The following is an 18,557-nucleotide window of genomic DNA, read 5'->3' on the forward strand; positions in this document are numbered from 1 at the left end:
GTCAGTTCCCCTTCCCCAGGGTCTCGTCGGCCGCGCGCCGCAGCCACTGCCGTACGTTGCCGAAGGTGAACCCGAGCCGGACGGCACGGGTGTTGTCCATGCCGTAGAAGCGGCGGAAGGAGAGCGGGGACACCTCACCGACCTCGACCTCCTGGAACACCGCCCGGCCGGTGGGGACATGCGCGGCCACCGCCTCGCACAGCTCGTGCGTGGTCAGCGTCCCGTGCGAGGCCGCGTTGACCGGGCCGGTGAAGTCCTGGCCCACCGTCCAGAACAGGAAGTCGGCGATCTCCTCGACGTGGATGTACGTCGCCGGACGGTTCGCCGTCGGCACGGTGATCGGCTCACCCGCGCGGATCCGGGAGGCGTAGTGCTCCAGCCGTCCCGTGAAGTCGTCGTCCCCGCCCAGCACATGGGCGACGCGGACGGCCACGTGGGGGAACGCCGGCTCCGCCGCGAACACCGCCTCCGCCTGCCGCTTGCCCTCGCCGTAGTGGGAGTCGAGGAACTCCGTTTCGTGCCAGGGGAGTTCGAGATCGACCCGCACGCCCAGCGGATCGACGTCCTGCTCCCGCACGAAGGCGACGGAGTCCTCGTACTCGTACACCTCGACCGTCGACGTCAGCACGTATCGCCGGGTGCGGCCGGCGAACACCCGGCGGGCGATCGCGGCCTGGCGCGGGGTGTAGCAGACCTGGTCGACGACGACGTCGAAGGCGCGTGAACCGAGCGCCGAGTTCAGCGCGTTCTCGTCGTCGCGGTCGGCGATCAGGTGGGTCGCTCCCGGAGGCGGCGCGGACGAACCGCGATTCAGTACCGTCACCCGGTCCCCGGCGGCCAGCAGGCGCGCGATCAGCCGCTTGCCGAAATAGCGGTTTCCGCCGATGACCAATACCTCACGGGCGTTCCCTTGCCGGGCCGCTGCCTCTCCGGCCGCCACCTTCCGGGCCTTTACCTCCTGCGTCATTTCCATGACCATGATTCTCCCGGCGTACACGCGTGTCCTGAAGGGGTAACCATGGGAGTTCCGGCCGTCGCACCGAAAGAACCTCGGCATTCACGGGCCACCGCCGACGAAACATCGGTGGCCTTCGACGCGCTGGACCGGCAGATCCTGGAGCTGCTCCAGACCGACGGCCGGATCAAGCTCAGCGAGCTGGGCCGCCGGGTGCGGCTGAGTCCGGCGGCGGTGACGGAACGGGTGCGGCGACTGGAGGCCGCGGGGGTCATCAGCGGCTACGGCGCGCACGTCAGCCCCGCTCGGCTCGGCTACGGCATCCAGGCGTTCATCCGGGTCGACCCGCACGGCGGCTACAATCTGAAGCACCCGAGGACCCTGGAGCTGATCGAGCGCCCCGAGATCACCGAGGTCCACCACGTGGTGGGCGAGGACTGCTGGATCATCAAGGTCGCCGTCCGGGACACCGTCCACCTGGAGGGCGTCCTCGAGGCGGTCTCCGCCCTCGGGCGCACGACGACGTCGATCGTGCTCACCTCGCCGGTGGAGCGGAAACCGCTCTTGCCTTGACGTGGGCGTCAAGCCTTACGTTCGTAGACATGCGCATCGGCGAGCTGGCCGCACGGGCCGGGACCACCACCCGGACGCTGCGGTACTACGAGTCGCGCGGGCTGCTGCCCGCGCGGCGCGGCGACAACGGGTACCGGACGTACGACGAGAGCGATCTGCGGCTGTTGCGGCAGATCAGGACGCTCCAGGACTTCGGGTTCGACCTGGAGGAGACCCGGCCCTTCGTGGAGTGTCTGCGGGCCGGGCACCCGGAGGGCGACTCGTGCCCTGCGTCGCTCGCGGTCTACCGGCGCAAGCTGGACGAGCTGGACGCGCTCATCGGGGAGCTGCGGGCGGTGCGGGAGACGGTCGCCGAGCAGCTGGTGCGGGCCGAGGTGGCGCGCGACGAGCTGGCTGCCGAGGCGCGGGTTCCGGGGGGTCCGGAGCCCGAGTGCGAACTGGGAGGGCAGGAACGGTGATCAAGGCGGACGGGGTGGCCGAGGTGACGGACGCGGACTTCGGGGCGGAGGTGCTGGGGGCGGATCTGCCGGTGCTGGTGGAGTTCACCGCCGACTGGTGTCCGCCGTGCCGGCAGATGGGGCCGGTGCTCACCGCGCTCGCCGCGGAGGAGGGCGAGCGGCTGAAGGTGGTGCAGCTGGACGTGGACACCAACCCGGAGACCACCAACGCGTACAAGGTGCTGTCGATGCCGACCTTCATGGTGTTCCGGGCCGGTGAGCCCGTGAAGTCGATGGTGGGCGCCCGGCCCAAGCGCCGGCTGCTGGCGGAGCTGGACGAGGTCCTGTGAGCCCGCGATGAGCTGACCGGCGGGACGGCTCCGCCGCACAAAGAAATCCCCCGAGCAATTGCGCTCGGGGGATTTCTCTGCGTATATTCGATGGTTCGCGACTTCATATGAATGAGATCGCAAAGAAGCTCAGTGAGCACAGTATATGCGGGCGGGAGTGGAATTGTCAAACGCCGACTTTCCGGATAGTGAATTGCGCTGCGAGCAGGAATTCATCGACGGCCTGTACGCGCGCGTGGACGCACTGCGCGGCGACACCGAGGGCGCCGTCACCGACGCGCTGGCCCAGGGCAACACGCCCATGCAGGCCCGGCTCGAGCGGGACATCCTGGTCGCCGAGCGCTCCGGGCTGCTCGCCGCGCTGAACGCGGTGGACGGCTCCCTCTGCTTCGGCCGCATCGACCTCACCTCCGGCACCAAGCACCACATCGGACGCATCGGGCTGCGTGCCGAGGACGCCGAGCGCACCCCGGTCCTCATCGACTGGCGCGCCGACGTCGCCCGCCCCTTCTACCTGGCCACCGGCCACACCCCGATGGGGCTGCGCCGGCGTCGGCACCTCACCACCGAGGACCGCCGGGTCACCGCCCTGCACGACGAGATCCTCGACATCGGCGACCAGGAGCGCACCGGCCACGAGGACCCGACCGGCGACGCCGTGCTGCTCGCCGCGATCGACTCCGCGCGCACCGGCCGGATGAGCGACATCGTGCAGACCATCCAGGCCGAGCAGGACGAGATCATCCGGGCGCCGCACCGAGGGGTGCTGGTGGTCGAGGGCGGCCCCGGCACCGGCAAGACGGCCGTCGCCCTGCACCGTGCCGCCTTTCTCCTCTACGAACACCGGGAACTGCTCGCCAAGCGGGCCGTTCTGATCGTCGGCCCCAACCCCGCCTTCCTCGGCTACATCGGCGAGGTGCTGCCCTCGCTGGGCGAGACCGGTGTGCTGCTGGCGACGGTCGGTGAACTCTTCCCCGGCGTGAAGGCGACGGCGACCGACACCCGCGCGGCGGCGGCCGTGAAGGGCCGCGCCGACATGGCGGACGTACTCGCCGACGTCGTACGCGACTGGCAGGCGCTGCCCGATCCGGTGATCGCGATCGGGCACGACCGCGAGATCCTGATGCTGGACGACGGCCTGGTGAACATGGCCCGCGAGCGGACCCGGGCCGCCCGGCTGCCGCACAACGCGGCCCGCGAGATCTTCGAGGGCCACATCCTCAACACGCTCACCGACATGGTCGCCGAACGCATCGGCACGGACCCCTACGACGGCTCGAACCTCCTCGACCCGAGCGACATCACCCAGATCCGCGACGAGCTCGCCGACAACCCCGAGGTCTGGGCCGCCATCGACCAGTTGTGGCCGCGTCTGACCCCGCAGCGCCTGGTCGCCGACTTCCTCGCCGACCCCGTGGGCTACGTCTCCGACGACGACGCGGCCGCCATCCGCCGCCCGGTGACCCGGGCCTGGACCGTGGCGGACGTACCGCTGCTCGACGAGGCGGCCGAGCTGCTCGGCGAGGACGACCGGGTGGCGCGGGCCCGCGCGGACCGCGAGCGGGAGACACAGGTCGCCTACGCGCAGGGCGTCCTGGACGTCTCGTACGCCTCCCGCACCTACGAGTTCGAGGACAAGGAAGAGGACGACTCCGAGGTCCTGTCCGCGCACGACATCATCGACGCCGAACGCTTCGCCGAACGCCACGAGGAGGACGACCACCGCAGCGCCGCCGAACGCGCGGCCGCCGACCGCACCTGGGCGTTCGGGCACATCATCGTCGACGAGGCGCAGGAGCTGTCGCCGATGGCCTGGCGGCTGCTGATGCGGCGCAGCCCGACCCGCTCGATGACCCTGGTCGGCGACCCGGCGCAGACCGCCGAGGCGGCCGGCGTCGGCTCCTGGGCCAAGATCCTCCAGCCGTATGTCGAGGACCGCTGGGAGCACACCCGGCTCGGCGTCAACTACCGCACCCCGGCCGAGATCATGGACGTGGCCGCGGCGGTGGTGCGCGCGGAAGACCCCGGCTTCGAGCCGCCGAGTTCGGTGCGGTCGACCGGCGTACGGCCGTGGGCGCGCGCCACCGACGACCTCCCCGGCGAGGTGGCCAAGGCGGTCGGCGAGCTCACCCCCGCCGAGGGCCGGCTCGCCGTCATCGCCCCGCGCGACCTGCACCGGAAGCTGGCGGCCCGGCTGGAAGGGGTGACGGCGGGCGCCGAGCCGGACCTGACCCGGAGCGTCGTCCTGCTCGACCCGCGCCAGTCCAAGGGCCTGGAGTTCGACTCCGTGCTGGTGGTGGAGCCTTCGCGGTACGGCACCAGCGACCTGTACGTGGCGCTGACCCGGGCGACGCAGCGGCTGGGGGTGCTGCACAGCAGGACCCTCCCGAAGGCGCTGGCAGCGACCCTCGGGGGAGCTCCGGCGTAACGCCGGATCACCGCGGGATCACCGCGGGGGAACGGCCGGTGCGGTGAGCGCGTGAGGCAGGGATGCCTGCCCGTACGCCGACGCACCGGCCGACAGCCCCGCACCGGGGTCGCGCCCCGGGGCGAGGCTCAGGCCTCAGGCAGGCCGCAGCCACACCGTCGCGAGCGGCGGCAGCGTCAGCCGGACGCTCGCCGGCCGGCCGTGATGGCCCTGCGGCTCCGGCTTGACCGGGTCGGCGTGGGCGACACCGCTGCCGCCGTACCCGGCCGCGTCGGTGTTGAGGACCTCGTGCCAGGCCGGGACGTCATCGGGTGCGCCGAGGCGGTAGTCGTGGCGGACGACCGGGGAGAGGTTGGAGACGGACAGCAGCGGGGAGCCCTCGGCGTCGTACCGCAGGAAGGCGAAGACGTTGTCCTCCGCCGCGTCCCCGACCACCCACTGGAAACCGGCGGGGTCGGTGTCCAGCTGCCAGAGGGCCGGCGCCGCGCGGTAGACGGTGTTCAGGTCGCGGACCAGATCCCTGACACCCCGGTGGTCGGCCTCGGCGCCGTACGCCGGATCCAGCAGCCACCAGTCGGGGCCGTGGGCCTCGGACCACTCCGCGCCCTGGGCGAACTCCTGCCCCATGAAGAGGAGTTGCTTGCCCGGGTGGGCCCACATGAACGCCAGGTACGCCCGCAGGGCGGCGCGCTGCTGCCACCAGTCGCCGGGCATCTTCGACACCAGTGAGCGCTTCCCGTGCACCACCTCGTCGTGGGAGATGGGCAGCACGTAGTTCTCGCTCCAGGCGTACACCATCGAGAAGGTCATCTCGTGGTGGTGGTACCTGCGGTGCACCGGCTCGTGGCTCATGTACTCCAGCGAGTCGTGCATCCAGCCCATGTTCCACTTCAGCCCGAATCCGAGCCCGCCGAAGCCGCTCGGGCCCGCGTGGTGCGTGGCCCGCGTGACACCGTCCCAGGCCGTGGACTCCTCCGCGATCGTGACGACCCCGGGGCTGCGGCGGTAGACCGTCGCGTTCATCTCCTGGAGGAACGCCACCGCGTCCAGGTTCTCCCGGCCCCCGTGCTCGTTCGGGGTCCACTGGCCCGGCTCGCGCGAGTAGTCGAGGTACAGCATCGAGGCGACGGCGTCCACGCGCAGCCCGTCGATGTGGAACTCCTCGCACCAGTAGACCGCGTTGGCCACCAGGAAGTTGCGCACCTCGCGCCGCCCGAAGTCGAACTCCAGCGTCCCCCAGTCGGGATGCGCGGCGCGCAGCGGGTCCTCGTGCTCGTACAGCGGACGCCCGTCGAACTCCGCGAGGGCCCACTCGTCGCGCGGGAAGTGCGCCGGCACCCAGTCCATCAGGACGCCGATGCCGGCCCGGTGCAGCGCGTCCACCAGGAACTTGAAGTCGTCGGGTGTGCCGAGCCGGGCGGTGGGCGCGTAGAAACCGGTGACCTGGTAGCCCCACGAGCCGCCGAAGGGATGCTCGGCGACCGGCATCAGCTCGACATGCGTGAAGCCGAGGTCCCGGACGTACGCGGGCAGCTGATCGGCCAGTTGCCGGTACGTGAGCCCCGGGCGCCAGGAGGCCAGATGGACCTCGTAGACGGAGAACGGCGCCTCGTGCACGGGTATCTCGGCCCGCCGGGCCAGCCACTCCTCGTCGCCCCACTCGTAGTGCGAGGCGTGCACGATCGACGAGGTCGCAGGCGGCACCTCGGTGCGCGTGGCCATCGGGTCGGCGCGCAGGGTGTGCGAGCCGTCCGGGCGGGTGATGTCGAACTTGTACAGCTCGCCCTCGCCGATCCCGGGCACGAACAGCTCCCAGACCCCGGACGAGCCCAGCGAGCGCATCGGGTACCCCGTGCCGTCCCAGAAGTTGAAGGTGCCGGCCAGCCGCACCCCGCGCGCGTTCGGCGCCCACACGGAGAAGGCGGTGCCGCTCACACCCTGGTGGGTCGTCGGACGCGCGCCCAGCACCGTCCACAGCTGCTCGTGCCGGCCCTCGCCGATCAGGTGCAGGTCCAGGTCGCCCAGCGTCGGCAGGAAACGGTAGGCGTCCTCGGTCTCCACGGTGGTGTTCTCGTAGGTCACCAGGAGCCGGTGGACCGGGGCCTCCGTCAGGGGCAGCAGTCCGGAGAAGAAGCCGTCGCCGTCGTCGTGGAGTTCGGCGCGCAGGTCGCCCGACAACACGGTGACGGACCGCGCGTACGGGCGCAGCGCCCGGAAGACGATCCCGCCGGGCACCGGATGCGCGCCGAGCACGGAGTGCGGGTCGTGATGGGTGCCGTGCAGCAGGCGTTCACGGTCGGCGGCGCCCAGGGCGGGGTCCACGGGGGGCGTCTCCGGGCTGCTCGGCTTCTTCGGCCTGTGCGACTTCCCCGGCTTCTTCACGGCGACCTCCTCGGCCGCCGCAGCCGCCTCCTCGACGGTCGCCTTCGTGCCGGCCGCTGTCTGGCCGGCCGCTGTCTCGCTCGCCGCTTCGCCGCTCGCCGCCTTCTTGCCCGTCGACTTCTTCTTGCTCGCCGCCTTGTCGGCCGCCGCCTTCTTGGTCACTGCTTTCTTCGCGGTGGCCTTCTTCTTCGGGGGAGTCACGTACGGAGCCTCCTCAAGGCAGGTCGGGTGCGGCGAGGCGGTGTATCGCGGAAAGGGGCACGGGGAGCCAGTCGGGGCGGTGCCGGGCCTCGTAGACCACCTCGTAGACCGCCTTGTCCGTCTCGTGGGCCCGCAGCAGCACGGGGTCGGTGCGCGGATCGACGCCCGACACCTCGGCGTACCCGGAACAGTAGGCCGCCCGGCAGGCGTGTGCCCAGGCCGGAGCCGGCGGATCCGCGGAGTGGGCGGCGTAGTCGAAGGAACGCAGCATGCCCGCCACGTCCCGCACGGTCGGCTGGGGCATCCGCCGCTCGGCCAGTGGCCTGGCGGGCTCCCCCTCGAAGTCGATCAGCGCCCACTCCCCGGAGGCCGAGCGCAGGCACTGCCCGAGGTGCAGATCGCCGTGGACGCGCTGGGCGGTCCAGGTGTGGCCCTCGGCCGCGAGGTCGGCCAGCGCGGTGAAGGCGGTGCGCAGGGCCGGCGCGTACGGGCGCAGCGCGGGCACCGCCTGCGCGGCGGCGTCCAGCCGCTCGGTCATGCCGTCCACCATCGGCCGTATCTGTGCCTGCCCCAGGGTCGCCGTGGGCAGCGCCCGGGCCAGCGCCCCGTGCACCTCGGCGGTGGCCCGCCCCAGCGCTCGCGCCTCGGCGGCGAAGTCCTCGCCCTTGGCCAGTTCCCGCAGCGCCAGCTCCCAGCCGTCCGCCGCGCCCTGCACATACGGCTGGAGCACGGCCAGGACGTACGGCTCGCCCTCGCCCTCACCCGGGTCCCCGTACATCCACGCGGTCGGCGCGGGCACCCGGGGGCAGCCCTCGCGGGCCAGCGCCAGCGGCAGCTCCAGGTCGGGGTTGACGCCCGGTACGACCCGGCGCAACAGCTTCAGAATGAACGTATCTCCATAGATGACGGACGAGTTCGACTGTTCGCCGGTCAGCCGGCGCGGGACCAGACCGGACCGGATCTCCTGCCCGGGGTCCCGCTCGCAGCGCAGCCCGCCGATCCGGGCCCCGGTGCGCAGGGCCTCCAGCAGCACCTCGGCGGGCCGGGTGTCGTACAGGGCGTCGAACACCGTCCGCCCGGCCAGCGGACCCTGTGTCACATGGCCGATCAGCGCGGGCGCCAGCCGGGGCGGCAGGGCCTCGCGGGTGCCGATCAGGAGCTGGTAGCAGTCGCCGGGCGCCGCCTGTTGATGGGCGCGCACCAGCAGGTGGTACAGCCCCAGTCTGGTGTGGGCCGGCAGCAGCTCGGTGGCGGCCACCAGCGAGAACCCGGTGACCGGACGCCCCTTGCCGGCGAACCAGCGCTGCCGGGGCAGCCACTCCCGCAGCAGGGGGTCCAGCGAAGAGAGGAGACCGGGGTCGGTCCGGCCGGAAGGTGTGACAGTCGCCGCCATAGGTGTCACATTCCTTTCCCCGGGTGTCGGGGTCGGGGCGTTACTGATGCGTGCCCCGGGCGGGGCGGGGGAAACCGCCCCGCCCGGTCTTCTAGGCCGCGTCCCTGCGCAGCCTGAACCAGTAGAAGCCGTGGCCCGCCATGGTGAGCAGGTACGGCAGGTCACCGACCGCCGGGAATCGCACCCCGCCGAACAGCTCCACCGGGTACCGCCCCTTGAACCGGCTCAGGTCCAGTTCCGTGGGCTGCGCGAACCGCGAGAAGTTGTGCACGCACAGCACCAGGTCGTCCTCCCCGTCCTTGGTCAGCGGGGCCTCGCGCAGGAAGGCGAGGACCGCCGGGTTGGAGGACTGGAGTTCGGTGTAGGTGCCGAGGCCGAAGGCGGGGTTCTGCTTGCGGATCTCGATCATTCGGCGGGTCCAGTGCAGCAGCGAGGAGGGCGACGACATCGACGCCTCGACGTTGGTGACCTGGTACCCGTAGACGGGATCCATGATGGTCGGCAGAACGAGCCGCCCGGGGTCGCAGGAGGAAAAACCTGCGTTGCGGTCCGGTGTCCACTGCATGGGGGTGCGGACGGCGTCGCGGTCGCCGAGCCAGATGTTGTCGCCCATGCCGATCTCGTCGCCGTAGTAGAGGATCGGCGAGCCGGGGAGGGAGAGCAGCAGGGCGGTGAAGAGCTCGATCTGGTTGCGGTCGTTGTCGAGGAGGGGGGCGAGCCGGCGGCGGATGCCGATGTTGGCGCGCATACGCGGGTCTTTCGCGTATTCCGCGTACATGTAGTCGCGTTCCTCGTCGGTGACCATTTCGAGGGTGAGCTCGTCGTGGTTGCGCAGGAAGATGCCCCACTGGCAGCGGGAGGGGATCGCGGGGGTCTTGGCGAGGATTTCCGATACCGGGTAGCGGGATTCCCGGCGGACCGCCATGAAGATGCGGGGCATGACGGGGAAGTGGAACGCCATGTGGCATTCGTCGCCGCCGGAGGCGTAGTCGCCGAAGTAGTCGACCACGTCCTCGGGCCACTGGTTGGCCTCGGCGAGGATCACCGTGTCCGGGTAGTGGGCGTCGATCTCCTTGCGGACCCGTTTGAGGAACTCGTGCGTGGCCGGCAGGTTCTCGCAGTTGGTGCCCTCCTCGGCGTACAGGTAGGGCACGGCGTCGAGGCGGAAGCCGTCGATGCCCAGGTCCAGCCAGAACCGCAGCGCGGAGATCATCTCCTCCTGCACGGCCGGGTTCTCGTAGTTGAGGTCCGGCTGGTGGGAGAAGAAGCGGTGGAAGAAGTACTGCTTGCGGACGGGGTCGAAGGTCCAGTTGGAGACTTCGGTGTCGACGAAGATGATGCGGGCGTCGCCGTACTGTTTGTCGTCGTCGGCCCACATGTAGTAGTCGCCGTAGGGGCCGTCGGGGTCTTTCCTCGATTCCTGGAACCACGGGTGCTGGTCGCTGGTGTGGTTCATCACGAAGTCGATGATGACGCGCATGCCGCGTTGGTGGGCGGCGTCGACGAATTCGACGAAGTCGGCGAGGTCGCCGAATTCGGGGAGGACGGCGGTGTAGTCGGATACGTCGTATCCGCCGTCCCGTAGGGGTGATTTGAAGAAGGGCGGCAGCCAGAGGCAGTCGACTCCCAGCCATTGGAGGTAGTCGAGTTTGGCGGTGATGCCTTTGAGGTCGCCGACGCCGTCGCCGTTGCTGTCCTGGAAGGAACGGACGAGGACCTCGTAGAACACGGCGCGTTTGAACCACTCGGGGTCGCGGTCCTTGGCGGGCGTGTCCTCGAAGGTGTCCGGAACGGGCTCGTTGACGATCATGGTGTGGGTGACCCTCCGATCTGCGGGTTGGACGGTCGCAGGACGGTGAGTACGTGCGCGGGCCGGGTGCCCGGTTCGAGGCGCACGTAGTTGGCCCTGCCCCAGTGGTAGGTCTCGCCGGTGAGCTCGTCGCGCACCGGCACCGACTCGTGCCAGTCCAGGCCGAGTTGCGGCATGTCCAACGACACCGTCGCCTCCTGGGTGTGGTGGGGGTCGAGGTTGACGACCACCAGAACCGTGTTCGAACCGCTCTTCTTCGAGCTCCTCTTGGAGTAGGCGATCACCGCTTCCTTGTCGGTGGGATGGAAGTGCAGATCGCGCAGTTGGTGCAGGGCCGGGTTCGCCCGCCGGATCTCGTTGAGCCTGGTGAGGAGCGGGGCGAGGCTGTGGCCCGCGCGCTCGGCGGCGGCCCAGTCACGGGGCTTGAGCTGGTACTTCTCCGAGTCGAGGTACTCCTCGCCGCCCTCGCGCAGAGGCGTGTTCTCGCAGAGTTCGTAGCCGCTGTAGACGCCCCAGGTCGGCGAGAGGGTGGCGGCGAGGACGGCGCGGATCTCGAAGGCGGGACGGCCGCCGTGCTGGAGATAGGCGTGCAGGATGTCGGGGGTGTTGGCGAAGAGATTGGGCCGCATGTAGGAGGCGGCGTCCCCCGAGAGTTCGGTGAGGTACTCCGTCAGTTCCTGCTTGGTGTTGCGCCAGGTGAAGTAGGTGTACGACTGCTGGAAGCCGATCTGGCCGAGCGTGTGCATCATCGCGGGGCGGGTGAAGGCCTCGGCGAGGAAGATCACGTCGGGGTCGGTGCGGTTGATGTCCGCGATGACCCGCTCCCAGAACACGACCGGCTTGGTGTGCGGGTTGTCGACCCGGAAGATCCGCACCCCGTACGACATCCAGTGCCGCAGGACCCGCACGGTCTCGGCGACGAGACCGTCCAGATCGGCGTCGAAGGCGATCGGATAGATGTCCTGGTACTTCTTCGGCGGGTTCTCGGCGTAGGCGATGGTGCCGTCGGGGCGGTGGTGGAACCACTCGGGGTGTTTCTGCACCCAGGGGTGGTCGGGGGAGCACTGGAGGGCGAAGTCGAGGGCGATCTCCAGGCCGAGTTCACCCGCCCGCTCCACGAACCAGGCGAAGTCCTCGATGGTCCCCAGGTCCGGGTGGACGGCGTCGTGGCCGCCCTCCGGCGAGCCGATCGCCCAGGGCACGCCGACGTCGTCGGGGCCGGGGTCGAGGGTGTTGTTGCGGCCCTTGCGGAAGGTCGTGCCGATGGGGTGGACGGGCGGGAGGTAGACGACGTCGAAGCCCATCGCGGCGATGGCGGGGAGCCTGCGCGCGGCGGTGCGGAAGGTGCCGTGCGGGCGCTCGGCGGTGCCCTCGGAGCGCGGGAAGAACTCGTACCAGGCGCCGTACAGGGCGCGTTCCCGCTCGACCAGCAGCGGCAGCGGCTCGGACGCGGTGACCAGCTCCCGCAGCGGATACCGGCCGAGCACGGCGTCGACCTGCGGCGTCAGCGCCGCCGCCAGCCGGGAGACGGCCGGGCGGGTCTCGTCGCGCAGCGCCTCGGCCGCCGTCAGCACCACGGTGCGGTCGGGTCCCTCCGGCACCTCGCCGGCCGCCCGTTCGTACAGCCGCGCGCCCTCTTCGAGGACCAGCTCGGTGTCCATCCCCGCGGGGATCTTGATGCGGGCGTGGTGGCGCCAGGTGGCGACCGGGTCGCTCCAGGCCTCCACGGTGTACGTCCAGCGGCCCGTCGCGTCCGGCGTGACGTCCGCGCCCCAGCGGTCGGTGCCCGGGGCGAGTTCACGCATCGGCGTCCAGGGGCCCGGTTCGCCGTCCGGATTTCGCAGGACGACGTTGGCGGCGACGGCGTCGTGCCCCTCCCGGAACACGGTCGCCGAGACTTCGAAGGTCTCACCCGTGACCGCCTTGGCGGGCCGGCGACCCTGCTGGACGAACGGGCGGACGTCCAGGACGGGTATGCGCCCGACGGCGGTGGCGTCGCCGCCCGAGGAGGATCGCTCCCGGGCCGGCGGATCGGGTGCGGGCGTGAGCACCGGGACGGACGTGTCCTTCTCCGCGTTGCCGGCGCTGTCGGTGCTCTTGCCGTTCTTGCTGCTCTTGTTGTTCTTGGTGCGAGGCGTCGGGGGTGATGACGGGTGGTGCCTTGCTGGCATGACCGCTCCTGTCCGCATCAACGGGGGGTAGGCGGATGGATGTGGTGGGGAGGGGGTCCTGCGGGGAGTACCGGAGGAGCCTTCCACCCTATTCGGGTGAGCAATCCGGCACGTTGCTAACTGCTTACGTATATGTCTACGTACAAGACCGGCCCCGTTCGAGGGGAACGGAGCCGGCCTCGGAGCTCCGTCAGGTGAACGGTGGGACCTGGAGGAGTTTGTTCGGCGAACCGGTCCCGCGGCCGGAGACCTTGCCGTTCACCGCCCCCGCGACCAGCGCCCGCGCTACCTGAGCGGGCGTGGCTTTCGGGTGGTCGGCGAGATGGAGCGCGGCCGCGCCCGCCGCGTGCGGCGCCGCCATCGACGTACCGGAGTAGGCCACCCGGCCGGTGTCGCTCGTGTACGAGGCGGAGGTGATCGACACTCCCGGCGCGAACAGGTCCAGGGCCGAACCGTAGTTGGAGAAGCCCGCCCTGGCGTCCCCCCGGTCGGTGGCGCCGACCGTGATGGCCTCCCGCACGTCGGCGGGGGAGTGCAGGGCGGCCGGCTGTCCCACGTTGCCCGCGGCGACGGTGTAGGTGACGCCGGACCGGATGGAGCTGCGGACGGCCGCGTCCAGCGCCGCGTTGTAGCCGCCGCCCAGGCTGAGATTGGCGACCGCGGGCTTGTGCGCGTGCCGGGTGACCCAGTCGATGCCCGCGATGGCCTGCGCGGTGGTGCCCGCACCGGCGTTGTCGAGCACCCGTACCGCGACCACCCTGGCCTTCTTGGCGACGCCGAGACGCGTGCCCGCGACGGTGCCCGCGACATGCGTGCCGTGGCCGTTGCCGTCGGCGGCGACACGGTCACCTCCGACGAAGTCCCAGCCGTAGCTCGCCCGGCCGCCGAAGTCGGCGTGCGTGATCCGGACTCCGGTGTCGATCACGTACACCGTGACCCCGGAGCCCGCCGACTTCGGCCAGTTGTAGCTGTTGTCCAGCGGCCGGCCCGGCTGGTCGACGCGGTCGAGCCCCCAGGACGGCGGATTCTTCGCGACCCCGGCCGCATCCAGCGTCACCCGGGTGTCCTGGACCACCGAGGCCACCCGCGGGTCGGCCGCGAGGCGCCGGGCCTGTCTCTCGTCGGCCTCGACGGCGAACCCGTTGAGGACCGTGTCGTAGGTCCGGCTGACGGTCGCCCCGTACGAACCGACGAGGCCGCGCCCGGCCTTCGACGACGCGTCGGTGTCCCCCCTCAGCGTCACCAGATAGCTTCCGCCGACGGAACCGGGCAGACCGGCGCCGAGTATCTTCCCCTCCGGTGCGGCGTGCGCGGGCAGGGTGACGGCCGAAAGGACCACGGTCGTGACGACCGCGGTCAGGCCCCCCACCCGGCGCAGACGCCGCTTTCGCGTCCGTGCCATGGTTCGAGTTCCCCTCCTCGACTCGGCGCACGGCGGCTCCGCCGACTTATCCGACTTCGCCGGGTACGCCACTGGGCAGCCTCTCGTGCGGGGCGAAAGGCCACAAGGTGGCCTACCGGGACGAAACAGGGTTTCGGCCCGTTGTCGCGGGTCGGGCCGAAAAGCGAGGGTCCGCGGGCGGCCAGCCCTCAGCGGGGCCCGCGTCGGCGCCGGTACCTTCGTAGACGACGTGGACGCACACCGCCGTGCGTCTCTTCCTCACGCACGCCGAGGTGGAATGTGAAGGCGATCCGTCGATTCACCGTCCGACCCCTCCTCCCCGAACCCCTCCGGCCACTCAGCGATCTGGCCCGCAACCTGCGCTGGTCCTGGCACGCGGAGACCCGCGACCTCTTCCAGTCCGTCGACCCCGAGCGGTGGGCCGTCTCGGACGGCGATCCGGTGAGACTCCTCGGCGGCGTGCGCCCGGCACGCCTCACCGAGCTCGCCGGCGACCGCCGTTTCCTGCGCAGGCTGAGTGCCGCCGCCGACGACCTGCACGACTACGTGACCGGCGACCGCTGGTACCAGGCGCAGCCCCGTACCGCAGGGCTGCCCGCCGCCGTCGCCTACTTCTCACCCGAGTTCGGCGTCACGGCCGCGCTGCCCCAGTACTCCGGCGGTCTCGGCATCCTGGCCGGCGACCATCTGAAGGCGGCCAGCGACCTGGGCGTCCCGCTGATCGGCGTGGGGCTGCTCTACCGGCACGGCTACTTCCGTCAGTCGCTCTCCCGGGACGGCTGGCAGCAGGAGCACTATCCGGTCCTCGACCCCAACGAACTGCCGGTGACCCTCCTGAAGGAGGACGACGGCACCCCCGCGCAGATCTCGCTCGCCCTCCCCGCCGGCAAACAGCTGCACGCCCGGGTCTGGCTGGCCCAGGTCGGCCGGGTCCCGCTCCTCATGCTCGACTCGGACGTCGAGGAGAACGACCTCGGCGAACGCGGGGTGACCGACCGGCTCTACGGCGGTGGCAGCGAGCACCGGCTGCTCCAGGAGATGCTGCTGGGCATAGGAGGTGTCCGGGCGGTACGCACGTACTGCCGGCTGACCGGCCACGCCCCGCCCGAGGTCTTCCACACCAACGAGGGCCACGCGGGCTTCCTCGGCCTGGAACGGATCGCCGAACTCGCCGACACCGGGCTGGATTTCGACTCCGCCCTCGAAGCCGTCAGGGCCGGCACGGTCTTCACCACCCACACCCCCGTCCCGGCCGGCATCGACCGCTTCGACCGTGAGCTGGTCGCCCGCCACTTCGGCCCCCAGGCCGAGCTCCCGCGCATGCCCGTCGACCGGATCCTGCGGCTGGGCATGGAGACCTACCCGGGCGGCGAGCCGAACCTCTTCAACATGGCCGTGATGGGCCTGCGGCTGGCGCAGCGCGCGAACGGCGTGTCACTGCTGCACGGCCAGGTGAGCAGGGAGATGTTCTCCGGCCTGTGGCCCGGCTTCGACCCGGACGAGGTGCCGATCACCTCCGTCACCAACGGTGTGCACGCCCCGACCTGGGTGGCCCCGGAGGTCCTGCGTCTCGGCGCCCGCCAGTTCGGCTCCGGGCGGGCCGAGGACGCTCTGAGCGTCGGCGGCTCCGACCGCTGGGACGCCGTCGCCGACATCCCCGACCAGGACATCTGGGAGCTGCGCCGCGATCTGCGCGAGCAACTGGTGGTGGAGGTGCGGCAGCGACTGCGCGCCTCCTGGCGCCAACGGGGCGCCGGGACGGCCGAGTTGGGCTGGATCGACGGTGTCCTGGACCCGGACGTCCTCACCATCGGCTTCGCGCGCCGGGTCCCCTCGTACAAGCGCCTGACGCTGATGCTGAGGGACCGCGACCGTCTGATGGACCTGCTGCTGCACGCGGAGCGGCCGATCCAGATCGTCGTCGCGGGCAAGGCGCACCCGGCGGACGACGGCGGCAAACGGCTGGTCCAGGAACTGGTCCGGTTCGCCGACGACCCGCGCGTTCGGCACCGCCTCGTCTTCCTGCCCGACTACGGCATGGCGATGGCGCAGAAGCTGTACCCGGGATGCGACATCTGGCTCAACAACCCGCTGCGGCCCCTGGAAGCATGCGGCACGTCCGGCATGAAGGCGGCGCTCAACGGCTGTCTCAACCTCTCCGTCCTGGACGGCTGGTGGGACGAGTGGTTCCAGCCCGACTTCGGCTGGGCCATCCCCACCGCCGACGGCGTCGGCACCGACCCCGACCACCGCGACGACATCGAGGCGGCGGCCCTCTACGACCTCCTCGAACAGCGCATCACCCCCCGCTTCTACGAACGCGGCCAGGCGGGCCTGCCCGACCGCTGGATCGAGATGGTCCGCCAGACCCTCACCCTGCTCGGCCCGAAGGTGCTGGCGGGACGCATGGTCCGCGAGTACGTCGAACGGCTCTACACGCCGGCCGCCCACGCGCACCGGACGATGAGCCCCGACACCGCGCGCGAACTCGCCCTCTGGAAACAGCGGATGCGCTCGGCCTGGCATGCGGTGCAGGTGGACCATGTCGAGACGTCGGTGGCCACCACCACCGCCGAACTCGGCACGACCCTCGCGCTGCGGGTCCGCGTCGGCCTCGGCGACCTCACCCCCGACGACGTCGAGGTACAGGCCGTCTCGGGCCGGGTCGACGAGGAGGACCGCATCACGGACGCGGCGACGGTCCCGCTGAAACCGTCCGGCGGCCCGGACCTGGAGGGCCGCTGGCTCTACGAGGGTCCCCTGTCCCTGGACCGCACCGGCCCCTACGGCTACACGGTCCGCATCCTCCCGGCCCACCGACTCCTCGCCTCCGGCGCGGAGTTGGGCCTGCTGGAGGTGCCGTCGGAGGAGGCGGTCGAGGGGACGGGAGTGGTGTTGCGGTAGGCGTGCGGTAGAGGTACGACGCGCTCCGGGCGCCGACGCGATGGCGTCGGCGCCTGCGCTCTTTTGGGCACGCCTGATCGGTTGAGACTGCATCGTCACCACGTCTGAGAAGCGCTGGCATAGGCTTTGCCGCTCGGTGATCGACGCAGAGAAAGGCCGACGAGCGCGTGGCCGAGAGACCGTCCGAAGAGCACAGATCCGGTTCGGAAGAGGGGGATGGGGACAAGGGCGGGGTGCCTCCCGAGTCCGGTAGCTCCATATCCGACGCCGAATGGGCCAAGTTCGTCCAGGAGAGCGAGCGCGGAATACCCGCCTCCGCCCCGAAGGAGCCGTCCGCGCGGGCTCGGATGGTCACCGGGCGACTGCGGGAGCAGGAGGCGCGCGGGGCGAAGCCCGGGGGGTGGCGTACCACTGCCTCCCTGCACGAGATGGAAGAGCGGGCGTCCCGGAGGAAGCGGCGGCGGTGGGTCTTCCTCGGTCTGCCCGTCGTGGTCGCTCTGGCCGCCGTGGCCATGCGGCCGTCGCTGCTGCCCGGGGATCCCTTCGGCACCGGTGAGCCGAAGGCCGCCGTCTCCGCGTCTCCGCTGCCGGCCGAGACCGCGGCCCCGAGCGCCGCGCCGGACTCGGTGGATCCCGAAAGGCCCACCCTCGCCCGGCCGTTCGCGGGCTCGCCCGCCGCGCAGTGGGCCGACGGCGAGGCCGGCATCGTCCTGCCGAAGGCGACCCCGGTCGGATCGCTGTCCAAGGCGCAGGTGGAGCAGGCGCTCAAGCAGACCGGGAAGCTCCTGATCGACGCCAACCTCGACCCGGCCACCCTGCGCGGCGGACGCCCCGAGACCGCGCTCGCGGTGATCGACCCACAGCAGAAGGACCTGCTCAAGCTGTTGAACACCGCGCTGAGCAAGCCGGACGAGGACCACGACCCGCTGTGGATGTTCAGCCGCTTCGACCCCGCCGAACTGCGCCTGGCCGGTGACGTGGTCAAGACCCGGGGACGGATGACGTTCAAAGCGGGTGAGCGCGCCTCCGTCGTCGTGCACGCCGACTACACCTTCGTCTACCCGGTGGTGCGCATCGGCAAGGACGCCACGACCGAGGTGGAACGCACCATCATCCGCCGCGTACTCGACGTCGAGCTCTACGACCCCGCCGAGTACGTCGTCACCCCGGGGAAGATCACCGTCACGAAATACGACGAGAACATCGGCAACTCCGCCTGCGACGTCTACGACGGCTATCTGCACCCCGAGTTCTCGACGACCGAGCCGACGGGCGCGCCTGCCACCGGGCCGACCACGGACCCGTACGACCGCAGCCAGAGTCTCGACGAGGACCGCGAAGCGGGCTGCGGAGTGGTGTCCCGCACCTGATCCATGGGGACGGCGCCGGACGGGGCGGCGGGGTCGGGAAGTTGCTGTGGTTCGAGGTCGGTGGGCGAGGCCGGCGGGGCCGGGGGGATATTCGGTGGGCAGATCGGGGGGTGGGGGTTATGCTCCCCGCGATGACTACTCCTTCTGGTGTCAGATCGGGGGACCCGTCCGCGCAAGGTGA

At 71.0% G+C, this 18,557-nt stretch carries 12 protein-coding genes; 6 read left to right on the plus strand and 6 right to left on the minus strand.

Annotated elements, in window-relative coordinates:
* Nucleotide 1 precedes the first annotated feature (1 nt).
* Nucleotides 2–967 carry an NAD-dependent epimerase/dehydratase family protein gene (locus G9272_RS30785; protein WP_253267991.1) on the minus strand — a complete coding sequence of 322 codons (966 nt, stop codon included), beginning with the start codon at nucleotides 965–967 and terminating at the stop codon, nucleotides 2–4.
* A gap of 117 nt (nucleotides 968–1,084) precedes the next feature.
* Between G9272_RS30785 and G9272_RS30790 the strand changes: the two genes are divergently transcribed.
* The 4 genes from G9272_RS30790 to G9272_RS30805 all read left to right on the plus strand — a co-directional run bounded on the left by G9272_RS30790 (nucleotide 1,085) and on the right by G9272_RS30805 (nucleotide 4,743).
* Nucleotides 1,085–1,528, plus strand: a complete 444-nt coding sequence (locus tag G9272_RS30790) for an Lrp/AsnC family transcriptional regulator (protein WP_171399525.1) — start codon at nucleotides 1,085–1,087, stop codon at nucleotides 1,526–1,528.
* 29 nt (nucleotides 1,529–1,557) lie between these two features.
* Nucleotides 1,558–1,986, plus strand: a complete 429-nt coding sequence (locus tag G9272_RS30795; RefSeq protein WP_171399526.1) for a MerR family transcriptional regulator — start codon at nucleotides 1,558–1,560, stop codon at nucleotides 1,984–1,986.
* A complete protein-coding gene (locus G9272_RS30800) occupies nucleotides 1,983–2,315 on the plus strand; it encodes a thioredoxin family protein (RefSeq protein ID WP_282438255.1) in 333 nt (110 codons plus the stop codon). The genes G9272_RS30795 and G9272_RS30800 overlap by 4 nt, the downstream gene beginning before the upstream one ends.
* A 193-nt stretch (nucleotides 2,316–2,508) precedes the next feature.
* Nucleotides 2,509–4,743, plus strand: a complete 2,235-nt coding sequence (locus tag G9272_RS30805) for a HelD family protein (RefSeq protein ID WP_437184319.1) — start codon at nucleotides 2,509–2,511, stop codon at nucleotides 4,741–4,743.
* A 135-nt stretch (nucleotides 4,744–4,878) separates the two neighbouring features.
* Here G9272_RS30805 and glgB read toward each other — a convergent pair whose 3' ends face one another.
* The 5 genes from glgB to G9272_RS30830 all read right to left on the minus strand — a co-directional run bounded on the left by glgB (nucleotide 4,879) and on the right by G9272_RS30830 (nucleotide 14,102).
* Nucleotides 4,879–7,326: a 1,4-alpha-glucan branching enzyme gene (gene glgB / locus G9272_RS30810; protein WP_437184320.1), complete on the minus strand. Its 2,448-nt coding sequence runs from the start codon at nucleotides 7,324–7,326 to the stop codon at nucleotides 4,879–4,881.
* Nucleotides 7,327–7,339: 13 nt separating this feature from the next.
* Nucleotides 7,340–8,719: a maltokinase N-terminal cap-like domain-containing protein gene (locus G9272_RS30815; protein WP_171399528.1), complete on the minus strand. Its 1,380-nt coding sequence runs from the start codon at nucleotides 8,717–8,719 to the stop codon at nucleotides 7,340–7,342.
* A 91-nt stretch (nucleotides 8,720–8,810) separates the two neighbouring features.
* On the minus strand, nucleotides 8,811–10,529 hold the full coding sequence (treS, locus tag G9272_RS30820) for a maltose alpha-D-glucosyltransferase (RefSeq protein WP_171399529.1): 1,719 nt from the start codon (nucleotides 10,527–10,529) through the stop codon (nucleotides 8,811–8,813).
* Nucleotides 10,526–12,700, minus strand: a complete 2,175-nt coding sequence (locus tag G9272_RS30825; RefSeq protein ID WP_171399530.1) for an alpha-1,4-glucan--maltose-1-phosphate maltosyltransferase — start codon at nucleotides 12,698–12,700, stop codon at nucleotides 10,526–10,528. Before G9272_RS30825 ends, treS begins: the two co-directional genes overlap by 4 nt.
* Nucleotides 12,701–12,890: 190 nt before the next feature.
* Nucleotides 12,891–14,102, minus strand: a complete 1,212-nt coding sequence (locus G9272_RS30830) for a S8 family peptidase (RefSeq protein ID WP_171399531.1) — start codon at nucleotides 14,100–14,102, stop codon at nucleotides 12,891–12,893.
* Nucleotides 14,103–14,381: 279 nt separating this feature from the next.
* On the opposite strand from G9272_RS30830, the gene G9272_RS30835 reads away from it, so the two are divergent.
* Both G9272_RS30835 and G9272_RS30840 read left to right on the plus strand, forming a co-directional pair.
* The gene (locus G9272_RS30835; RefSeq protein ID WP_171399532.1) at nucleotides 14,382–17,006 is read left to right on the plus strand and encodes a glycosyltransferase family 1 protein; all 2,625 of its coding nucleotides are present in this window, start codon (nucleotides 14,382–14,384) and stop codon (nucleotides 17,004–17,006) included.
* A gap of 233 nt (nucleotides 17,007–17,239) precedes the next feature.
* A complete protein-coding gene (locus G9272_RS30840; RefSeq protein WP_171399533.1) occupies nucleotides 17,240–18,376 on the plus strand; it encodes a hypothetical protein in 1,137 nt (378 codons plus the stop codon).
* Nucleotides 18,377–18,557 lie beyond the last annotated feature (181 nt).

This window comes from Streptomyces asoensis, from assembly GCF_013085465.1.
Lineage (GTDB): Bacteria > Actinomycetota > Actinomycetes > Streptomycetales > Streptomycetaceae > Streptomyces > Streptomyces cacaoi_A.

What these genes read in the sequence shown, in the direction of transcription:
- G9272_RS30785 (WP_253267991.1), bottom strand. Translation starts at nt 967, where the DNA reads ATGACGCAGGAGGTAAAGGCCCGGAAGGTGGCGGCCGGAGAGGCAGCG.
- G9272_RS30795 (WP_171399526.1), top strand. Translation starts at nt 1,558, where the DNA reads ATGCGCATCGGCGAGCTGGCCGCACGGGCCGGGACCACCACCCGGACG.
- G9272_RS30815 (WP_171399528.1), bottom strand. Translation starts at nt 8,719, where the DNA reads ATGGCGGCGACTGTCACACCTTCCGGCCGGACCGACCCCGGTCTCCTC.
- treS (WP_171399529.1), bottom strand. Translation starts at nt 10,529, where the DNA reads ATGATCGTCAACGAGCCCGTTCCGGACACCTTCGAGGACACGCCCGCC.
- G9272_RS30825 (WP_171399530.1), bottom strand. Translation starts at nt 12,700, where the DNA reads ATGCCAGCAAGGCACCACCCGTCATCACCCCCGACGCCTCGCACCAAG.
- G9272_RS30830 (WP_171399531.1), bottom strand. Translation starts at nt 14,102, where the DNA reads ATGGCACGGACGCGAAAGCGGCGTCTGCGCCGGGTGGGGGGCCTGACC.